The 19142-nt window shown below is 62.7% G+C and carries 17 protein-coding genes; 9 read left to right on the top strand and 8 right to left on the bottom strand.

Going from position 1 to position 19142, the window contains the following annotated elements:
• Nucleotides 1-762: 762 nt before the first annotated feature.
• From qhpG to paaN, 8 genes are all read right to left on the bottom strand, one after another.
• The gene (gene qhpG, locus MRS74_RS03265) at nucleotides 763-2148 is read right to left on the bottom strand and encodes a flavin-dependent monooxygenase QhpG (protein ID WP_254578838.1); all 1386 of its coding nucleotides are present in this window, start codon (nucleotides 2146-2148) and stop codon (nucleotides 763-765) included.
• A gap of 129 nt (nucleotides 2149-2277) precedes the next feature.
• Nucleotides 2278-3240, bottom strand: a complete 963-nt coding sequence (locus MRS74_RS03260; protein WP_254578837.1) for an MBL fold metallo-hydrolase — start codon at nucleotides 3238-3240, stop codon at nucleotides 2278-2280.
• A 127-nt stretch (nucleotides 3241-3367) separates the two neighbouring features.
• On the bottom strand, nucleotides 3368-3592 hold the full coding sequence (locus MRS74_RS03255) for a DUF2783 domain-containing protein (protein WP_254578836.1): 225 nt from the start codon (nucleotides 3590-3592) through the stop codon (nucleotides 3368-3370).
• A gap of 14 nt (nucleotides 3593-3606) precedes the next feature.
• Nucleotides 3607-5283: an FAD-dependent oxidoreductase gene (locus tag MRS74_RS03250; protein WP_254578835.1), complete on the bottom strand. Its 1677-nt coding sequence runs from the start codon at nucleotides 5281-5283 to the stop codon at nucleotides 3607-3609.
• Between the two features lie 151 nt (nucleotides 5284-5434).
• Nucleotides 5435-6370: a LysR family transcriptional regulator gene (locus MRS74_RS03245; RefSeq protein ID WP_254578834.1), complete on the bottom strand. Its 936-nt coding sequence runs from the start codon at nucleotides 6368-6370 to the stop codon at nucleotides 5435-5437.
• Nucleotides 6371-6559: 189 nt separating this feature from the next.
• Complete coding sequence (locus tag MRS74_RS03240) at nucleotides 6560-7345, bottom strand: enoyl-CoA hydratase-related protein (RefSeq protein ID WP_254578833.1); 786 nt, start codon at nucleotides 7343-7345, stop codon at nucleotides 6560-6562.
• 66 nt (nucleotides 7346-7411) lie between these two features.
• Nucleotides 7412-8005, bottom strand: coding sequence for a phenylacetic acid degradation protein PaaY (gene paaY / locus MRS74_RS03235; RefSeq protein WP_254578832.1), 594 nt, complete (start codon nucleotides 8003-8005; stop codon nucleotides 7412-7414).
• Nucleotides 8006-8083: 78 nt separating this feature from the next.
• Nucleotides 8084-9769 (bottom strand): phenylacetic acid degradation protein PaaN, encoded by a 1686-nt coding sequence (gene paaN, locus MRS74_RS03230; protein ID WP_254578831.1) that lies wholly within the window; start codon nucleotides 9767-9769, stop codon nucleotides 8084-8086.
• Between the two features lie 495 nt (nucleotides 9770-10264).
• Here paaN and paaF point away from each other — a divergent pair, with 495 nt between their 5' ends.
• The 9 genes from paaF to paaC all read left to right on the top strand — a co-directional run bounded on the left by paaF (nucleotide 10265) and on the right by paaC (nucleotide 19109).
• The gene (gene paaF / locus MRS74_RS03225; RefSeq protein ID WP_254578830.1) at nucleotides 10265-11038 is read left to right on the top strand and encodes a 2,3-dehydroadipyl-CoA hydratase PaaF; all 774 of its coding nucleotides are present in this window, start codon (nucleotides 10265-10267) and stop codon (nucleotides 11036-11038) included.
• A gap of 44 nt (nucleotides 11039-11082) precedes the next feature.
• On the top strand, nucleotides 11083-11874 hold the full coding sequence (paaG, locus tag MRS74_RS03220) for a 2-(1,2-epoxy-1,2-dihydrophenyl)acetyl-CoA isomerase PaaG (protein ID WP_254578829.1): 792 nt from the start codon (nucleotides 11083-11085) through the stop codon (nucleotides 11872-11874).
• 25 nt (nucleotides 11875-11899) lie between these two features.
• Nucleotides 11900-13423: a 3-hydroxyacyl-CoA dehydrogenase PaaH gene (gene paaH, locus MRS74_RS03215; RefSeq protein WP_254578828.1), complete on the top strand. Its 1524-nt coding sequence runs from the start codon at nucleotides 11900-11902 to the stop codon at nucleotides 13421-13423.
• A complete protein-coding gene (gene paaI, locus MRS74_RS03210) occupies nucleotides 13416-13919 on the top strand; it encodes a hydroxyphenylacetyl-CoA thioesterase PaaI (protein WP_254578827.1) in 504 nt (167 codons plus the stop codon). Before paaH ends, paaI begins: the two co-directional genes overlap by 8 nt.
• Complete coding sequence (gene pcaF, locus MRS74_RS03205) at nucleotides 13916-15127, top strand: 3-oxoadipyl-CoA thiolase (protein WP_254578826.1); 1212 nt, start codon at nucleotides 13916-13918, stop codon at nucleotides 15125-15127. Before paaI ends, pcaF begins: the two co-directional genes overlap by 4 nt.
• 99 nt (nucleotides 15128-15226) lie before the next feature.
• A complete protein-coding gene (gene paaK / locus MRS74_RS03200; protein WP_254578825.1) occupies nucleotides 15227-16540 on the top strand; it encodes a phenylacetate--CoA ligase PaaK in 1314 nt (437 codons plus the stop codon).
• A 511-nt stretch (nucleotides 16541-17051) separates the two neighbouring features.
• On the top strand, nucleotides 17052-18038 hold the full coding sequence (gene paaA / locus MRS74_RS03195; RefSeq protein WP_254578824.1) for a 1,2-phenylacetyl-CoA epoxidase subunit PaaA: 987 nt from the start codon (nucleotides 17052-17054) through the stop codon (nucleotides 18036-18038).
• Between the two features lie 15 nt (nucleotides 18039-18053).
• Entirely contained in the window at nucleotides 18054-18335 is a 282-nt protein-coding gene (gene paaB, locus MRS74_RS03190) for a 1,2-phenylacetyl-CoA epoxidase subunit PaaB (RefSeq protein WP_254578823.1), read from the top strand.
• 12 nt (nucleotides 18336-18347) lie between these two features.
• Nucleotides 18348-19109 (top strand): 1,2-phenylacetyl-CoA epoxidase subunit PaaC, encoded by a 762-nt coding sequence (gene paaC, locus MRS74_RS03185; RefSeq protein WP_254578822.1) that lies wholly within the window; start codon nucleotides 18348-18350, stop codon nucleotides 19107-19109.
• The last annotated feature ends 33 nt before the right edge of the window (nucleotides 19110-19142 follow it).

The raw sequence follows: 19142 nt of genomic DNA, 5'->3' as shown, positions 1-19142 counted from the left end.
AGGCATGGTAATAGAACCAAAAACCGCATGACAGTACGCCAGCCAATACCGAAGCACTGCCTCCATTTTCAGAGCTTCGCCGCGGGACGCGGCTCCTACGGGAGTTCGACGGCATATCGCCGAAAGGCGAACTACAGACTGACAGAAAACCTCAAGGTTATCCGTTCACAGAGCCGGTTATATAGTCCTACCGTATGCTTGCCATTCATGGCCATATACCGCGAGCGACCAGCCAGCCGGCGCGAAGACAGGGACTGTCGAGTTGCATATTAGGAACAGGATGTTCCGACTATTCACCTTGAAGTCAGGCACCCGCACAATGGCGTCAGAGCGCAGCACAAAGGCTTCTTCGGGGCGCCAGCTTTCAAGGTAAAGAGTCTTGCGCACTTTTGTTTGTAAAAAGCCCTTGTCGCGTAACAAGGAAAGTAGGTCGCCGACAGGCGAAATACAGACTCGCAGAAAACCCGCAAACCATCCGCCGCCAGGCATGGTAATAGAACCAAAAACCGCATGACAGTACGCCAGCCAATACCGAAGCACTGCCTCCATTTTCAGAGCTTCGCCGCGGGACGCGGCTCCTACGGGAGTTCGACGGCATATCGCCGAAAGGCGAAATACATACTCGAAAAAATCAGCGAACTCCACCAGCTGGCACGATCCAGCAGACAACTTGCTCCAGCTTCATTCACTTTTACACATGTCACCTCCAAGAGGCATCGAGGTGTACCGCCGCAAGCCGCAATTCGCAGGCTCATCAGCACCCTACACCCAGCCCCCATTCCTCATCCACTGCAACAAGGCCCCCGCCCGGGCCCGGTGCTGGCCCAGAGCCTTGGCCAGCGCCTGTTCCGGCGCATCCGGTGCATCCCGACAGGCCTGCAACAATGGCGCCAGGGCAACACCATTGAGGTGCCACATGCCCAGCGGCTGATCCGGCGTAACCACGACCTCGGCCTCGTCGATCAGATCACCATTGAGCACCGCCCGGCGGGCGATCTTCACCTGGGCGGGCGTTACACTCTGGTGCACCGCCTCGGTATCCGGCCAGGCACGGCGCGCCTGCCAGAAGGGCTCGGCGGCACAGTCCTGCTCCATGTCATAAAAATCCCGCCCGATACGGGCAAAGCGATAGAACAGATGCTCCACCCGGGCCTGGTGAAAGGCCCGGGCCTGGGCGCTGCGCTCAGGGTGGCGCAGCAGCGTATTGATTACCGCCGGCGCCTGCAGGGCACTGGAGAGTGACTGGAAAATGCCGTTGCCAGACAGGGGATCCACCGCCATGGCCGCATCCCCCACGCGAATCCAGTTGTTCCCCACCGGCTCCCGACACAGAATCGGTGTGCTGGTGCGGGCATGGGGCTGGCCCAGGGGCCTGGCATCCTGCATAAAGGGCTGCGCCTGGGAAAGGCGCGCAAGGCGCTTTACGCAAAACTCCGTGAGCTGCTCCTTGGGCGGCAGGGCTGCACTGGCGACATCCAGTGTCAGCTGCAGATAGCGTTGCCCGTCCGCCGTTGCGGCCATCCAGGCCCAGCCGGCATCGAAACTCTGCACCGCCGAGCGCGGCGCCATGGCGGGCCCCTGCCAGGCCTGCAGCAGGCTTACGGTTTCAGGCCCGCGCAGGCGCTCAAGCCCGGCGCCGGGGGCTGCTCGGCCCCGCGCTTCCACCAGGAAATCCGCCTCCAGCATGAACGGGGGTGCGCTGCCGGATTGCATCTCGACGCTGTACCCCTCGCGCTCGCCCCCGCCATCACCCTGCACCTGGGCAAGGGACTGGGCACGGCAGCTGCGCACGCGCCCCGCAATCAGCTTCACGCCCTGGGCCACAAGCTCGGCACCGATGGCCCGGTCCAGCTCGACGCGGCGAATCAGGCGCTCGGTATTGGCACCACTGGTCTCGCCGTTCCAGGTAACCTGGCGCGGTGAAGGCTCCGGCATCGCCGCCACGGCGTTGGCAAAGCCCGCCTGGCTTAACCCCGCCAGCACGCGCTCGGACACACCTTCAAGGGCGGCAAAGGGCCTGGGCTCGGCCACCACCGACACCCGGTAGCCCAAACGCCGCAGGCCGAGCGCCACGGCACCGCCGGCAGGCCCGGCCCCCAGCACCACTATATGCGGATCGGCTCTGTGCAATTTTCCAGTCGCCGCCATGCATCAGCCTCCAAGCCTTAACCAAAGGTGAAAAGTGAACCAGTGTAGCGGCTGCGCCTCACCGGATACAGACGCAAAAAAGCCGATGAGGCCTGGCTCTCATCGGCTTGAGTTAATCAGACGACAGTATCAGTCCTGCAGCTTGTCCCAGACTTCCTGATCACGCTCGTCGGTCCAGATACGCGGCCAGTCGATACCATCGAACTCGTCCCACAGGCGCTGCACGTCGAACGGCAGGCAGTGCTCGAAGATCGGCCACATGCCGAACTTGGGCCCCAGGTGATCGCGGGTCGCCTCGAAGGCTTCCTTTACGGTGCCGCCACGCTTGTGAACTTCACCGACCTTTTCCTTCATGCCATTGAGGAAACCACGGGTCTGTTCGATAGCGGCATCCACCTCGTCGCGGCCATGAGCCACGGCACCGCGGCCACCGATCAGGGTTTCGGCGCCATACGCCTTGACCTTGTCCAGGGTCTCGGTAGACCAGTCGAAGTGGAAGGCGTCCCCGGTGTAGAGGGCGGCGGCCGCTTCCACCAGGTCGCCGGCGAAGAGGATCTTGTGCTTGGGCAGCCAGGCGACGATATCGCCGGCGGTGTGGCCACGGCCACAGTATTCCAGAATCAGGCTGCCGCGATCGCCACCGAGCGGAATTTCCAGCCGCTCGTTAAAGACGATATCCGGGTGGGTCAGGCCCGGGATGCCTTCGGGTTCGCGGAACAGGCGCGGCATGCGGCCGTACTCGCTGGCCCAGTCCTGCATGCCGCGCTCTTCGATCAGGAACTTGGTCTTTTCGTGGGCGATGATGCTCTGGGCTTCATAGGCCGAGGCACCCAGCACACGCACGGCGTGGTAGTGCGACAGCACCAGGTATTTCACCGGCTTGTCGGTATGCGCACGCAGCTGTTCCAGCCAGTCGCGGGCGGCCTTGGGGGTGGCGCGGGCTTCAAAGGCGATCAGGAAGTCTTCGGCTTCAATCACGCCAACGTTGGGGTCCCCTTCCGCCGTGAGGGCGAAAACGCCATCGGCCAGCACTTCGAGGGTTTCTTTCTTGTCGCCAAGGTCCGCAGAGGACGCAAAAGGTTTTTTAGCCATGGTTTTCATTCCTGTATCTAGTCTGTTATCCGCCAGGCCCTTGGGCCCGCCGCGATAGGGTTTGGCACCGGGCTGCGCTGTACAGTCCCCCCGGATACCTGCTTAAAATTCTGTGTAGCGCTATTTACTAAATATCTTTCGCCAGGGTACTGGCCGCCGGCAGATGTTCACGGGCGATACGGGCCGCCTCGGCCAGCACGTCCATGTCCCCGATGTGGTTGCCCAGCAGCAGCAGCAGGCGTGCATTTACATCCTGGCACTGAGCCGGCTCCAGCTCGCGGTACAGTTCCGTGAGCAGGGCGTAGTAGTCGTCCGGCACGGCCAGATTGTTGTCGGTTATCAGTTGTGGCATCTGTCCTCTCCTCTTCAATGTCCGGTTGCGGTGCCTTGCATGGTCTGGATGCGCAGCGGATCGAAGCTGCGCCCGCGCCCGCAGACATGCTGATCGGGCCGCATCAGGTAGAAGGTGCCGGGCCTGGCATCGAAACGCTCGGCCACAACGCCCAGATGATCCACCAGCAGCTCAACCCCCGCAGGCAGCTGGATATCGAGCGCCACCGGGGACACCAGGCGGGTTTTGATCGGCAACGCCTGGGTGGCTAGCTGCGCCAGAATGGCCATGTCGGCGGCATCTGGCAGGCTGGCATGGTCGATAAACCAGAGCGCATTGAAATCGTTACCCAGGGCGCTGAGCAGGTAATCATCCTGGCCGTTGCGCTGTACCGGACCATCGGTGCTGGGCGCACCCGGCACCATAGAGCCTGCAAAGGGCTCGGTATCCGCGGTATTCAGGCTGGAATCGGCATACACCGAAGGCAGTGACAACCGGCCGGAATTCACCATGCTGCGGGCAAAGGCATAACGGCGCGAGAGGTTCAGCACGGCATCGCGCAGCGCCCGGCTGGCATCGTTCTTGGGCGTAATAAAATCGGTGGAACGGGTCGAGTTAAGGATGTTTTCATCCGCCGCCTGCAGACGCTCGCGGGTGTAGGAATCGAGCAGTGCTGCGGGGGCCTGGCGCTTCAGTACCAGGGCCAGTTTCCAGGCCAGGTTGTCGGTATCCTGCACGCCTGAGTTGGCGCCGCGGGCACCAAAGGGCGATACCTGGTGCGCCGCATCACCGGCAAAGAGCACCCGGCCGTGGCGAAAATCATCCATGCGGCGGCAGCAGAAGGTGTAGACGCTGGCCCACTCCAGTTCAAACTCGACGTCCTCGCCGAGGAAGGCCCGGACCCGCGCATTAATATTCTCGGGTTTCTTTTCCTCCTCCGGGTCCGCCTCCCAGCCCAGATCAAAGTCGATGCGCCAGACGTTGTCGGGCTGGCGATGCAGCAGGGTCGACTGGCCATTGTGGAACGGCGGGTTGAACCAGAACCAGCGCTCCGGCGGGAAACGCTTGGGGTCCATCAGCACATCGGCGATCAGGAAGCGGTCCTGGAACACCTGGCCGCTGGAACCCAGGCCGCAAAGCGCGCGAATTCCGGAGTTGGCGCCATCACAGGCCACCAGGTAATCGGCTTCCAGCTGATAGGGCCCCTCGGGCGTATCGATGCTCAGCAGCACGCCGTCGTCCTGCTGCTCCAGCGCGGTAATCTTGTTTTTCCAGCGCAGGTCGACCTGCTCCAGATCGCCGATACGCTCCACCAGATACTGCTCGACATAGTACTGCTGCAGATTGATAAAGCCGGGGCGACGGTGGTGGGATTCGGGCAGCATGTTGAAGCTGTAGACCTGATCGTCTTCAAAGAACACCTTGCCGACATTCCAGGTAACGCCCTTTTGCATCATGCGCTCGCCAACCCCCAGGCGATCCATGATTTCCAGTAGGCGCTTGGCATAGCATACGGCCCGGGAGCCGACGCTGACGGTGTTGTTGTCATCCAGCACGACGACCGGAATATCGTGCAGCGCCAGGTCAACGGCCAGCGCCATGCCAATGGGGCCGGCACCGCCAATCACCACAGGGCGACGCACGGGCGCCGCGCTGTCCTGATCGGCGCTGCGCACATAGGGGTAGGTCGGAAATGCGTAGGTTTTTATCATAGTACCGCTCTTCTTCTTGTGGCCCGTCCCGGAGCTGCAACCCTGGCTGCGGCGGGAATCAGTCTTGAGTGGGACCAGCATAACCAAGCAGTACGGCGGGATAATCAGGCGAAGAAGAACAACTTTATTTCCATAAAGGAAACAAACCGGCTCAGATGGCGCCCTTGTCAGGCGTCGGCAGGCTCTGGGGCAGATGCTCACTGAGCCAGGCGGCAAAGAAGTCGACAAAGCGGCTCACCTTGAGCGTGGCCGATTCACGGTTGGGGTAAAACGCATAGGCCGCCAGCCGTTCTGGCTCAGCCGCGGGAAACACCGGCACAAGTTCACCCCGCTCCACATGGGGGGCTATAACAAAGGAGGCGAGGTTGGCAATACCCCGGTGCGCCAGCAGGGCTTCGCGCACCACCAGACTGTTGTTGGCGCGCAGGTCGCCGTTGACCGTGGCCACCTGGGGCGCTTCGCCGGGGGCGGCCAGCTGCCACTGGTGGGCATTTTCGGCATGAACAAAGATCAGGCAGTTGTGTGCCGCCAGCGCCTGCGCCGAATCCGGCACACCCTGTTCGGCCAGGTACTGCGGCGTGGCAACGATGAACATCGGAATATCACAGAGCTTGCGCGCCACCAGGCTCGAGTCCGGCAGCTGTGAACCCTTGATGCGAATCATCAGATCGTAGCCCTCGCGCACCATGTCCGGCATGCGATCATCCAGCGTCACCTCCAGCCGTATCTCGGGATAGCGTGCCATGAAGGCCGGCAGCGCCCGGGACAGCAACAGCTGGCCAAAGGTCATGTTGCTGGAGATGCGCAGCAGGCCGCGGGGTTCGCCCTGCATTTCGGCCACCAGATTGTCAGCTCCGGCCACCTCCTCCAGCACTACCTTGCACTGGCGATAGATGGCATCGCCGATATCGGTAACATTGAGGCTGCGGGTCGTGCGGTGCAGCAGCCGGGCCTTGAAGTGCTGCTCCAGCATGGCGACCTGCTTGCTCACCGCGGAGCTGGACACCCCCTGATCATCCGCCGCCTGGGTGAAGCTTTGCAGCTCCACCACCCGCACAAAGACCCTCATTGCCGACAGCAGATCCATCCTTCAGCCTCCCACATGCGTTAACCGGCGTCGCCGGCAGAGCGCCAAGGCTGACATATTTATTCCTGATTAGCATCAATCCGCGTTCAGACCGCAGTACCCGCAACAGCAGTACCGCCCGGCGCGACCACGCCCGGAATGCAAAACGGCGCCCGAAGGCGCCGCTGGGCAAAAACTGGAGCACTGCACTCAGCGGTGCTTGAACTCTGGCCGGCGTTTTTCGGCAAAGGCCGCCATGCCTTCGGTCCTGTCCTCGAAACTGAAAGTGGACGCAAAGGCACGGCGCTCAAACTGCAGCCCGGCAGTGAGTCCGGACTCGAACGCCTGATCCACCGATTCCTTTACCATCATGGCAATGGGGCGGGACATGGCGGCAATGCGCGCGGCGGTTTTAATCGCTTCGCCTTCAAGCTCGGCCACCGGCACTATACGGCTGACCAGCCCGACCCGCTCGGCCTCCTGCGCATCCATCATGCGCCCGGTCAGGCACATTTCCATGGCCTTGGACTTGCCCACCGCCCGGGCCAGGCGCTGGGTGCCGCCGGCACCCGGCAGGGTACCGACGCTGATCTCCGGCTGGCCGAAGCGCGCCGTGTCGCTGGCCAGGATGAAGTCGCAGGCCATGGCCATCTCGCAGCCACCGCCCAGGGCATAGCCGGACACCGCGGCAATTACCGGCTTGCGACGCCGCTCCAGCCGCTCCCAGCCCGATCCCGGCAGCTGCGGGAAATCGCTCAGGTAGAGTTCGGCAAAGTCCTTGGCCTGCATTTCCTTCAGATCCGCACCGGCGGCAAAGACCTTCTCGCCACCGCTGAGCACCATGGCGCCAATGGCCTCGTCCTGCTCCAGCGCCAGCATGGCCTGCCCGACCTCATTGATCAGGGCCACCGACAGCGCATTCATGACCTCTGGCCGGTGCAGCCGGATCAGCCCCACCGCCCCCTGAATTTCAACCTGGATCAGCTCATAGCTCATATCATTGATTCACTCTGTAGGTCGTCCGTCCGGTTCAGGACTGATGCTTTTCAGGATTGATGCTTTTCAGGACTGATACTTGGGTTTGGCGGCACCCGCATCACACCGGGGCCGGTCTGGCTCCACCTCGGTCTGGGCTTCGCACAGCTCCATGCTGGCCAGGCAACGACGCGTCAGGCGGTGATATTCAGCGGTGCCCTCGCTCTTCCATTGCACTTCCTCGGCGCTGAGCGATCGCCTGACCTGCGCCGGCGAGCCCACCAGCATGGAGCGCGGCGGGCAGTCAAACCCGGCCTTGACGAAGGCATTGGCAGCGACAATGGATTCAGCGCCAATGCAGGCACCGTCCATCACCACGGCGTTCATGCCCACCAGCGCATTTCGCCCCACCCGGCAGCCGTGCAGGATGGCGCCGTGGCCGATATGACCGTCCACCTCCACCACCGTATCGGTGCCCGGAAAGCCGTGCATCACACAGTTGTCCTGCACATTGGCCCCCGCCTCCAGCACCAGGCGACCGAAGTCGCCCCGCAGGCTGGCATTGGGACCCACGTAACAACCGGGGCCAATAATCACATCGCCGATCAGCACCGCCGTGGGATGCACATAGGCGCTGGGGTCAATCACCGGTGTCACACCGTCAATTCGATAAACGGGCATATCCACGTACTCCGGGCGTTGAGCTGTACAGGTACCGCGCCTTCGGCACCCGCGTGGCACCGCAAGACGCAGCAGCGTTTAGGCCGCAGGCGGCGGCACATCGCGGCGACTCTGCACCACCACAAAGCGGCGACTGACGAAGGCGCCATCGGTCAGGCTGGCGTTGGCCGCAGGGTTGCCGCCGGTGGCATGAAAGTCACTGAACGCCGCCGACTGGTTCACAAAGACACCGCCGGTCAGGTTGCACGACAGCGCCACCTTCACATCCAGCGACAGGGCTTCGGCCTGATCCAGCACCGCCTCGTCTGTCGAGTAGACGCCCAGCGTAATGGCGCCCTTCTCGCTGATCACCTGGCGGGCCAGCTCCAGGCTGTGCGCCGTGTTATCGGTGGCAATCAGGAAGCTAATGGGGCCAAAGCGCTCTTCGCTGTAGCTGTCGATATCGGTGGCATCGACCTTCAGCAGCATGGGCGTGCGGATACGGGCATGCGGAAAGTCCGGGTGCTCCAGCGCCTGGCTGGCCAGAACCACTTCGCCAAGTTTCGCGCAGTCGTCGATGCGAGCCTGCGTATCGGTGCTCTGGATGGCGCCCAGCACGCTGACGGCCACCTCGGTATTGGCGGTGAATTTGGCGATGCCGCCGGCGAGGAACTCGGCCACTTCATCAAAGCTCAGGCGGCCATCGGCGGTCTCGATGCCATCACGCGGGATATAGATCGCCTGGGGCGTAGTACACATCTGGCCGGAATAGAGGCTCAGCGTGAAGGTCAGGTTGCGCGCCACCGCCTTCATGCTCTGGACGCTGTCGATGATGATGGTGTTGACGCCGGACTTCTCGGTAAAGACCTCGGCCTGGGGGCAGTTTTGCTCCAGCCAGTTGCCGAACGCCGAAGAGCCGGTGAAATCAATCAGCCGGACGGCCGGATGCTGTGCCAGCTCCTTGGTGATTGGCTGCGCCTTGCTGTCCGGCACCATGGACACCAGACAAGGGTCGAATCCGGCTTCGGTCAGCACCTGCTGGGCAATCTGCACGCTGATGGCTACCGGCAGCACGGCACCGGGATGCGGCTTGATGATCACCGGATTGCCGGTCACCAGGCTGGCGAACAGGCCAGGATAGGTGTTCCAGGTCGGGAAGGTGGCGCAGGCCACAACCAGGCTGATGCCCTTTGGCACCACGCGGAAGGTCTTCTGCATCGCCAGCGCCGGCTGCTTGCCCTGGGGCTTCACCCAGCTGGCGCTGTGCGGCACCTGCTGCATTTCACTGAAGGCGCGGGCCACCGCTTCCAGACCGCGATCCTGTGCATGGGGGCCGCCGGCCTGGAACGCCATCATGAAGCCCTGACCGGTGGTATGCATCACTGCATAGGCCATTTCAAAGCTGCGCTTGTTCAGACGATCCAGTATTTCCAGACAGACCCCGGCACGTGCCTGCGGCCCGGCATCGCGCCAGGCCGGCAGCGCAGCCTGCATGCGGGCGATCAGCGCCTCGGTATCCGGACGGTCGTAACCTACATTCAGCGCCAGGCCATAGGGTGATTCTTCTTCACCCACCTGCTGCGCCACGGCCGGCACCGCCAGCTCAAAATGGCGACCCAGATAACCATCAAAGCATGCGCGACCATCAACATTGGCGGTTTCACCGTAGATGCGCCCGCTGGCGGCTTCCGGATAGGGTGACCAGAATTCCCGCGACCGGTTGGTCGCCATGGCCTGCTCCAGTGTGCCCTGGTGCGCCTCGTAAAAAACCTGAGCCTTGGACATATAGCGTTTCTCCTGTGGATGGTCTTAAACGGGCGCTGCAATCAGCGCCGCGCCCCGGACGTGGCCGCAACAATGCGACCCCGGCACGGAACAGCAACGCCGTCGCTGCCCGCCAAGCAATACTGGAATCCTAATTACACGATATTTGTTTGTCAAAGTAATATTTGGTAACACAAATAAACCACAGCTTGATATCACCGGGATTCGGCGCCGAACCAGGGTTCAGGAAAATGCATCAAAAAAAGCCACAAAAACCTATATATACAACTAGTTACATTATAGTTCATGACCATTAACCGGCGTTCAAACCCCGCCATACAGGGCCCTTCAGGGCGACAGATCAGAAATTGAAATATGTTACCGACATAACCAAAAGACACGAAATTTTTGTATATTTATATTTATTCGTATCTCTTTGAGGGTTATCCTGATCGCCTCAGGTAACAACTGTCCGCCCAGATCGACCGGCAGGCAGATAGAAGACGAGAGAGGCCCATGCTGAAATTCCTGCTTGCCGAGACGCCCGCCGACGGCGTTCTGCTTATCCGGCTGAACCGGCCCGAGGCACTGAATGCACTCAACACTGCACTGCTGGGTGAACTGGCGACCCTGCTGGGCCAGAGCGCAACGGACAGCCGGGTGCGGGCCGTGGTGATCACCGGCAACGACCGCGCCTTTGCCGCCGGTGCCGATGTAAAGGAAATGGCAGCGCTCAATGCCGTGGGTGTGCTGCAGGATGCCCGCGTCGCCCACTGGGCCCGCATCGCCGCCTTCCCCAAGCCACTGATCGCGGCCGTGAACGGCTTTGCCCTGGGCGGCGGCTGCGAACTGGTCATGCAGGCCGACATTGTCGTGGCCGGGCGCACGGCCCTGTTCGGCCAGCCGGAAATCAATCTGGGCATCATTCCAGGCGCCGGCGGCACCCAGCGCCTGATCCGCGCCCTGGGCAAGGCCCTGGCCTCCCAGATGGTCATGACCGGCGAGCCCATCAGTGCCGAACGGGCCCTGCAGGCCGGCCTTGTCAGCGAAATCACCGAACCCGAACTGACCCTGGAACGGGCCCTCGCACTGGCCGACACCCTCGCCGCCAAGGCGCCCATCGCATTGCAACAGGCCAAGGATGTACTGGCCCAGGCACAGGAAACCCATCTCAGCGGCGGCCTGGCCTATGAGCGCAAGGCATTCTGCCTGCTGGCGGCCACGGATGACCGCAACGAGGGCATCAGTGCCTTTCTCGAAAAACGCACGCCGACCTATCACGGATGCTGATGCAGCCCCCGAATCCAACAATAATCGCCGAGAGAACACCCCTAATGACTTACCAGCATATTGAATACAGCGTTGAGCACGGGGTTGCCCTGCTGACCCTGAACCGCCCCGCCAGCCTCAACAGCTTTAACAGCGACATGCATGAAGAGGTGCGCGAGGCCCTGAAGAGTGCCCGCAAGGATCCTGCGGTGCGCTGCCTGATGATTACCGGCAATGGCCGCGGCTTCTGTGCCGGCCAGGACCTGTCGGACCGCAATGTGGCACCGGGCAGCGAAAGGCCTGACCTCGGCCTCTCCATCGAGCAGTACTACAACCCCATGATCCGTGCGCTGCGCAGCTTTCCGGCGCCGGTCATCTGTGCCGTCAACGGCGTCGCCGCCGGCGCCGGCGCCAATATTGCCCTGGCCTGCGACATCGTCTTCGCGGCACGCTCCGCCAGTTTTATCCAGGCTTTCTGCAAGATCGGCCTGCTGCCGGATTCCGGCGGCACCTGGACCCTGCCGCGCCTCGTCGGCCAGGCCCGGGCAACGGCCCTGGCCATGCTGGGCGACATGATCAGCGCCGAACAGGCCGCCCAGTGGGGCATGATCTGGTCCTGCGTGGATGACGACGACCTGCAGGAAACGGCCCTGGCCTGTGCCCGCCATTTGGCCACCCAGCCGACCCAGGGCCTGTCGATGATCAAGCGTGCCCTCAATGCCAGCAGCACCAACAGCCTGGATCAGCAGCTGGACCTGGAGCGGGACCTGCAGCGCCTGGCCGGGCGTACCGATGACTACCGCGAAGGTGTCGCCGCCTTCATGGCCAAACGCCGCCCCGCCTTCAGCGGCCACTGAGCGTGCATCGAGAGGAGATCCAGCGATGAATGCATTGAACACAGGGCATACCGTGGCGGTGATCGGCGCCGGCGCCATGGGCGCAGGCATTGCCCAGGTTGCCGCCAGCGCGGGCCACCCGGTGATGATCTACGACAAGGCCCCGGGCGCTGCCCAGGCAGGCATTGCCGGCATCGCCAAAGGGCTCGACCGCCAGGTAGAGCGCGGCAAGCTGGACAGCACCCAGCGCAATGCCATCCTGGCGCGCCTGAGCCCGATCAGCGATCTGAAGGATCTGGCACCGGCGGCGCTGGTGATCGAGGCCATCGTTGAGAACCTCGCCATCAAGCAGCAGGTGCTGACGCAGGTCGAAGCCATCTGCAGCACCGACTGCATTCTGGCCAGCAATACCTCGTCGATTTCCATCACCTCCATCGCCGCCGGGCTGCAACGGCCACAGAATCTGGCCGGACTGCATTTCTTCAACCCGGCACCGGTGATGAAACTGGTGGAAGTGATCAGCGGGCTCGATACGGACCCGGCCATCACCGACTGCCTGCTGGCAACCGCCGGCGCCTGGGGCAAGCAGGCGGTACAGGCCAAATCCACACCGGGCTTTATCGTCAACCGCCTGGCCCGCCCTTTCTATGCCGAAGGCCTGCGCCTGCTGGACGAAGGCGCTGCCGACAGTGCCACCCTGGATGCGCTGATGCGCGATGCCGGCGGTTTTCGCATGGGCCCCTTTGAACTGATGGATCTGATCGGGCACGACGTCAACTACGCCGTGACCCGCTCGGTTTTCGATGCCTATTACGGCGACGATCGCTTTACGCCGTCGCTGACCCAGCAGGCGCTGGTGGAAGGCGGCCGACTGGGACGCAAGAGCGGCCGCGGCTTCTATGACTACGCTGCGGATGCGCCGCGCGCGGAACCGGCCAGGCTCAGCGCCGGCACACAGGCCGTGGTGGACAGCATCGTCGTCGAGGGCAGCCTCGGACCGGCCGACGGCCTGATTGCGCGCCTGCAGGAGTGCGGCATCAAGGTGATTCGCCGCGATGGCCCGGGCCTGATCCGCATCGCAGACAGCGTACTGATGCTCAGCGACGGCCGCATGGCCACCGAGCGCGCCGCCATCGAGAGCATTCATAATCTGGTGCTGTTTGACCTGGCGCTGGATTACAGCCGCTGCAGCCGCATAGCGATCAGCCTTTCAGATCAGGCCGACAGCAGCGCCCTGGCGCCGGTTGTGGCCCTGCTCAGTGCCGCCGGTATTGAAGTCTCTCTGCTGGATGACGCACCGGGCCTGGCGGTTTTGCGTACCGTCGCCATGCTGGCCAACGAAGCCTGTGATGCCGTACTGCAGGGCGTCTGCAGCGCCCGTGATGCCGATACCGCCATGCAGTTTGGCGTCAACTACCCGGCAGGGCCCCTGGCCTGGGCCGAACAGGTTGGGCTGGGATACATTCATCGCACCCTGACCCACCTGCAACAGAGCTATGGCGAAACACGCTACCGTCCGTCCGCCCTGCTGCGCCGCAAAGCCTTTTCAGGAGAGTCCATCCATGACTGATTCAAGCATCCGGCCAGATCCGGCCTGCATGACCCCGCAACAGCTGGCCGACGCCTGCGCCCAGGCCATGTTTGCCAAGGATACCGCTACCCAGGCCCTGGAGATGGAAATCCTGGAGGTTGCACCGGGCAGCGCGGTCATTCGCATGCCGGTGAGCCCGCGCATGATCCAGGGTCACGACAGCTGCCACGGCGGCTACATCTTTACCCTGGCCGATTCCGCCTTCGCCTTTGCCTGCAACACCTACAACGCCATCACCGTGGGCGCCGGCTGCACCATCGACTACCTGGCGCCGGCCAGGCTCGGCGACCTGCTGTGCGCACGGGCCCAGGAGCGCTCGCGCAGCGGCCGTACCGGCATCTATGACGTGACCATCGAGAACCAGCACGGCGACTGTATCGCCCTGTTCCGCGGCAAGTCACATCAGGTGCGCGGCACCCTGCTGGCAGAACCGCAGCCTACCAAACAACAATCAGCGCCGGAGACTTCTGCATGAAAGACGCTTTGATTATCGACGCCATCCGCACCCCCATCGCCCGCTATGCCGGCAGTCTCGCCAGCGTGCGGGCCGACGACCTGGGCGCCGTGCCGATCAAGGCACTGATGGCGCGCAACAGCAGCGTGGACTGGAGCCTGGTGGATGACATCCTGTACGGCTGCGCCAACCAGGCCGGCGAAGACAACCGCAATGTGGCACGCATGTCCGCGCTGCTGGCCGGCCTGCCGGTCACGGTGCCGGGCACCACGATCAACCGCCTGTGCGGCTCTGGCATGGATGCCGTGGGCCTGGCCGCGCGCACCATCAAGGCCGGTGAAGCGGACCTGATGATCGCCGGCGGCGTGGAATCGATGTCCCGCGCCCCCTTTGTCATGGGCAAGGCGGAATCCGCTTACAGCCGCAGCGCCAACCTGTTCGACACCACCATTGGCTGGCGCTTCGTCAACCGGCTGATGAAGGCCCAGTTCGGGGTGGACTCCATGCCCGAAACGGCGGAAAACGTCGCGGCTGACTTCAATATCTCGCGCCAGGACCAGGATGCCTTTGCCCTGCGCAGCCAGCAGCGCACCGCCGCCGCCATTGAAGCCGGCCGCCTGGCCGAGGAAATCGTGCCGGTGAGCATCCCGCAGCGCAAGGGCGATGCAGTGCTGTTTGACACCGACGAGCATCCCCGCGGCGACACCCGCCTCGAAAGCCTGGCCAAACTGGCCACACCGTTTCGCGAGGGCGGCAGCGTGACCGCCGGCAATGCGTCGGGCGTCAACGACGGGGCCTGCGCTTTGCTGCTGGCAAGCCCAGCCGGCGCCTCACGCTATGGCCTGCGCGCCCGTGGCCGCGTTCTCGGCATGGCCACGGCCGGTGTGGAGCCGCGCATCATGGGCTTCGGTCCGGCGCCTGCGGTTCGCAAGGTACTGGCGCAGACCGGCCTCAACCTCGACCAGATGGATGTGATCGAGCTCAATGAAGCCTTCGCCGCCCAGGCGCTCGCCGTCCTGCGCGACCTGGGCCTGCCGGACGACGCGGATCATGTGAACCCCAACGGCGGCGCCATCGCGCTCGGCCATCCGCTGGGCATGAGCGGTGCGCGCCTGATCACCACCGCCCTGCACGAACTGGAGCGACGCCAGGGCCGCTACGCCCTGTGCTGCATGTGTATTGGCGTGGGCCAGGGCATTGCCCTGGTGATCGAGCGCCTGGGCGACTGATCCTGGGCTGCTGATGAGTAAGGAGTGCCGGGTGCCTCGACGCGGTAAACGCGACAGCACCCGACAAAGCGACAACAATTAAGAACAAGAGTGATTGCCATGAACAGCACGGTGAAATCCATGACCCACCTTCTGGACCCGATCGAAACCGCCAGCATCGACGAGCTGCGCCAAACCCAGCTCGAGCGCATGCGCTGGAGCCTGATGCATGCCTATGAGAATGTACCCTTCTACCGCCAGGGCTTCGACGCCGCCGGCGTGCATCCGAGCGAGCTCAACAGCCTGGCGGATCTGGCGAAGTTCCCGTTCACGGTCAAAAACGATCTGCGGGACAACTATCCCTACGGCATGTTTGCCGTGCCGATGCGCGATATAGTTCGCCTGCACGCCTCCAGCGGCACCACCGGCAAGCCGACCGTGGTGGGCTATACCCAGAAGGATATCGACACCTGGGCCAATGTCGTGGCGCGCTCGCTGCGAGCCGCCGGCGCCCATGCCGGCGACATCGTGCATGTGGCCTATGGCTACGGTCTCTTTACCGGCGGCCTGGGTGCGCACTATGGTGCGGAGCGCCTCGGCGCAACCGTGATTCCGATGTCGGGTGGCCAGACCGAGAAACAGGTGCAGCTGATCCGCGATTTCAACCCCGACGTCATCATGGTGACACCTTCCTACATGCTCAACCTGGCGGACGAAATGGACCGCCAGGGCGTTGACCCGCACAAACTGAACCTGCGTCTGGGCGTATTCGGCGCCGAACCCTGGACCGGCACCATGCGCACGGAACTCGAAAAACGACTGGGGATCGACGCCATGGACATCTACGGCCTGTCCGAAGTGATGGGCCCGGGCGTGGGCATGGAATGCCTGGAAACCAAGGACGGCCCCACCCTCTGGGAAGACCTGTTCTACCCGGAAATTATCGACCCGATCAGCGGCGAAGTGCTGCCGGATGGCGAATACGGCGAGCTGGTGTTCACCACCCTCACCAAGGAAGCACTGCCCATCATCCGCTACCGTACCCGCGACCTGACGCGCCTGCTGCCGGGCACCGCGCGTCCCATGCGCCGTATCGACAAGATCACCGGTCGCAGCGACGACATGCTGATCATCCGTGGCGTCAACGTCTTCCCGACCCAGGTCGAGGAACAGATACTGCGCCTGGCAGAGCTCTCGCCCCACTACGAAATGCTGGTCACCAAGGACGGCAACCTCGACAAGGTGGAAGTAAAGGTCGAACTCAAACCCGATGCCGCCGGCATTGGTGCCGAGGGCGAGGCCCGCGTGATCAAGGAGCTGTCACACCACATCAAGTCCTATATCGGCATCAGCACCGCGATCCGCATTACGGCGCCAGGCACCCTGGTCCGCTCCGAAGGCAAGGCCAAGCACGTCACCGATCTGCGCAAGTGAGCGGGAGGCGTGACAGGTGACAGGTGACAGCATATCGTACCGGGGCGGCGCTTCTCCTACCGGGACGGTTAGGTCGTCAATCGCCGCAGGATATTCTAGAGCGCCAGACAGACCCTGTTCACGGGAACGGCTTTAGCCGCGAATAGCCGCCATGGGCGCATTTCCTCTTCGCGGCTGAAGCCGCTCCCACAGGGCTTTCCGCCAGTAGGAGCTCCGCACCCATAGGGCACTTTCCGGCGCCTTCTTTTTCTGTACGGCACCTTGAGCGTAGCGAATCGTGGCGCAACGGATCTATGCCGCGGTGCCATTCTGCGCTCAGGGCACCCTACCCCTGTCTTGAAAAACGCCGCTAACGCGTCACGCCTAACAACTCACCACTCACCACTCACCACTCACCACACTGCATATAATGACACGCTAATAATTCTTTACTTATATTTTTTGTGTCATATAATCATAAACATCGTCAGCGACAGGGCACCCACGCCCGCCACGAACCACAGGAGCCGCCATGTACGCCCAACTGGTAGATACCGGCGTTAAACGCGTCAAGACACTGAATGAGATGTCGCCCGAAGAGCGCCACTTTCAGGAAAAGATCGATGCCGACATCAAGATCGAAGCCAAGAACTGGATGCCCGAAGCCTATCGTCGCACCCTGATCCGGCAGATGTCCCAGCACGCCCATTCCGAGATCGTGGGCATGCTGCCCGAGAAAAACTGGCTGACACGCGCCCCCAACCTCAAGCGCAAGCTGCAGTTGCTGGCCAAGATCCAGGATGAAGCCGGACACGGCCTCTATCTCTACAGCGCCATGGAAACCCTGGGCGCCAACCGGGACGAGGAACTGGAAAAGCTGCACAGCGGCGAAGTGAAATACTCCAGCATCTTCAACTACCCGTCCCGCAGCTGGGCCGACATGGGCACCATCGGCTGGCTGGTGGATGGCGCCGCCATCGTCAACCAGGTTGTATTACAGAGAACATCTTATGGCCCATATTCACGTGCCATGATACGCATCTGCAAGGAAGAGAGCTTTCACCAGCGCCAGGGCTACCAGATCCTGCTGGAAATGATGCGCAACGGCACCGACGAACAGAAAGCCATGGTGCAGGACTCGATCAACCGCTTCTGGTGGCCGGCCCTGATGATGTTTGGCCCACACGATACCGACTCCCCCAACTCGGCGCAGTCGATGCAGTGGAAGGTCAAGCGCATGAGCAACGACGACCTGCGCCAGCGCTTTATCGACCAGACCATCCCGCAGCTCGAACTGCTGGGCTGCACGGTGCCGGACCCGGACCTGAAGTGGAACGAAGCACGCGGTCACTACGACTTCGGCGCCATCGACTGGAGCGAGTTCTACAGCGTCCTCAAGGGCAATGGTCCCTGCAACAAAGACCGCCTGAAGACACGCCGCAACGCCTACGAAAACGGCGCCTGGGTACGCGAAGCCGCCAAGGCCTACGCCGACAAACAGAAACAAGCAGCCGCTTAAAGCGAGGACAACACCATGTCTGACTGGACTCTTTTTGAAGTATTCGTGCGCAGCAAGCACGGCCTGAATCACAAGCATGTCGGCAGTGTGCACGCCGCCGATGCCCCCATGGCGCTGGAAAACGCCCGCGAGCTCTATACCCGTCGCAGCGAAGGCGTGAGCCTCTGGGTCGTACCCTCGGCGCAGATCACCGCCTCGTCCCCGGACGAGAAGGAGCCGCTGTTCGATCCCAGCGATGACAAGGTCTATCGCCACGCGACCTTCTACGATCTGCCCAAAGAAGTTGGCCACATGTAACGGAGGCTCAGCATGACTACGCAACACGCCTTGACCGAATACCTGCTGCGCCTGGGCGACAGCGACATCATCCTCGCCCAGCGTCTGTGCGAATGGATTGGCAATGCCCCGGCGCTGGAAGAAGAGATGGCCCTGGGCAACGTGGCACTGGACCTGATCGGCCAGGCCCGCAGCTGGCTGGAATACGCCGCCGAGCTGCAGGGTGAAGGCCGCAGTGCCGATGACCTGAGCTTTGGCCGCAACGAGCGCGAATACCGCAACCTGCTGATCACCGAACAGGCCAATGGCAACTACGCCGATACCCTGGCGCGCCAGTACCTGTTCGACGCCTGGCACTACTATCTGCTGCAGGCGCTGTGCGACAGCAAGGATGCGCGCATCGCCGCAATTGCCGCCAAGGCCCTGAAGGAAGTGACCTATCACCTGCGCCGCTCCAGTGCCTGGGTCAAGCGCCTGGGCGATGGCACCGACGAAAGCCACCAGAAAATGCAGCAGGCCATCGACGACATCTGGACCTACAGCGGTGAAATGCTGCTGGCCGATGACATCGACAACCTTCTCTTCGAGGCCGGCATAGCCCCGGATAGCGCCGCCATCAAGGCGCAGTGGCAGGCCCATGTCAGCGCCACTCTGGAAGAGGCAAGGCTCGACTGCCCGCCCATGGACAGCTACATGCAGCAGGGCGGCAAGCAGGGCCTGCATACCGAGCAGCTGGGTTTCCTGCTGGCCGAAATGCAGTTCCTGCCGCGCGCCTACCCGGATGCCGTCTGGTAAGAATGCCTAACGTCGATAACAGGAGGGGTCTCC

It is taken from the genome of Marinobacterium sedimentorum, assembly GCF_024267675.1.
In the GTDB taxonomy this organism is placed as follows: domain Bacteria; phylum Pseudomonadota; class Gammaproteobacteria; order Pseudomonadales; family Balneatricaceae; genus Marinobacterium_A; species Marinobacterium_A sedimentorum.
Note: the sequence above shows the minus strand (reverse complement) of the source record. Positions and strands in the feature narration are given on the sequence as shown.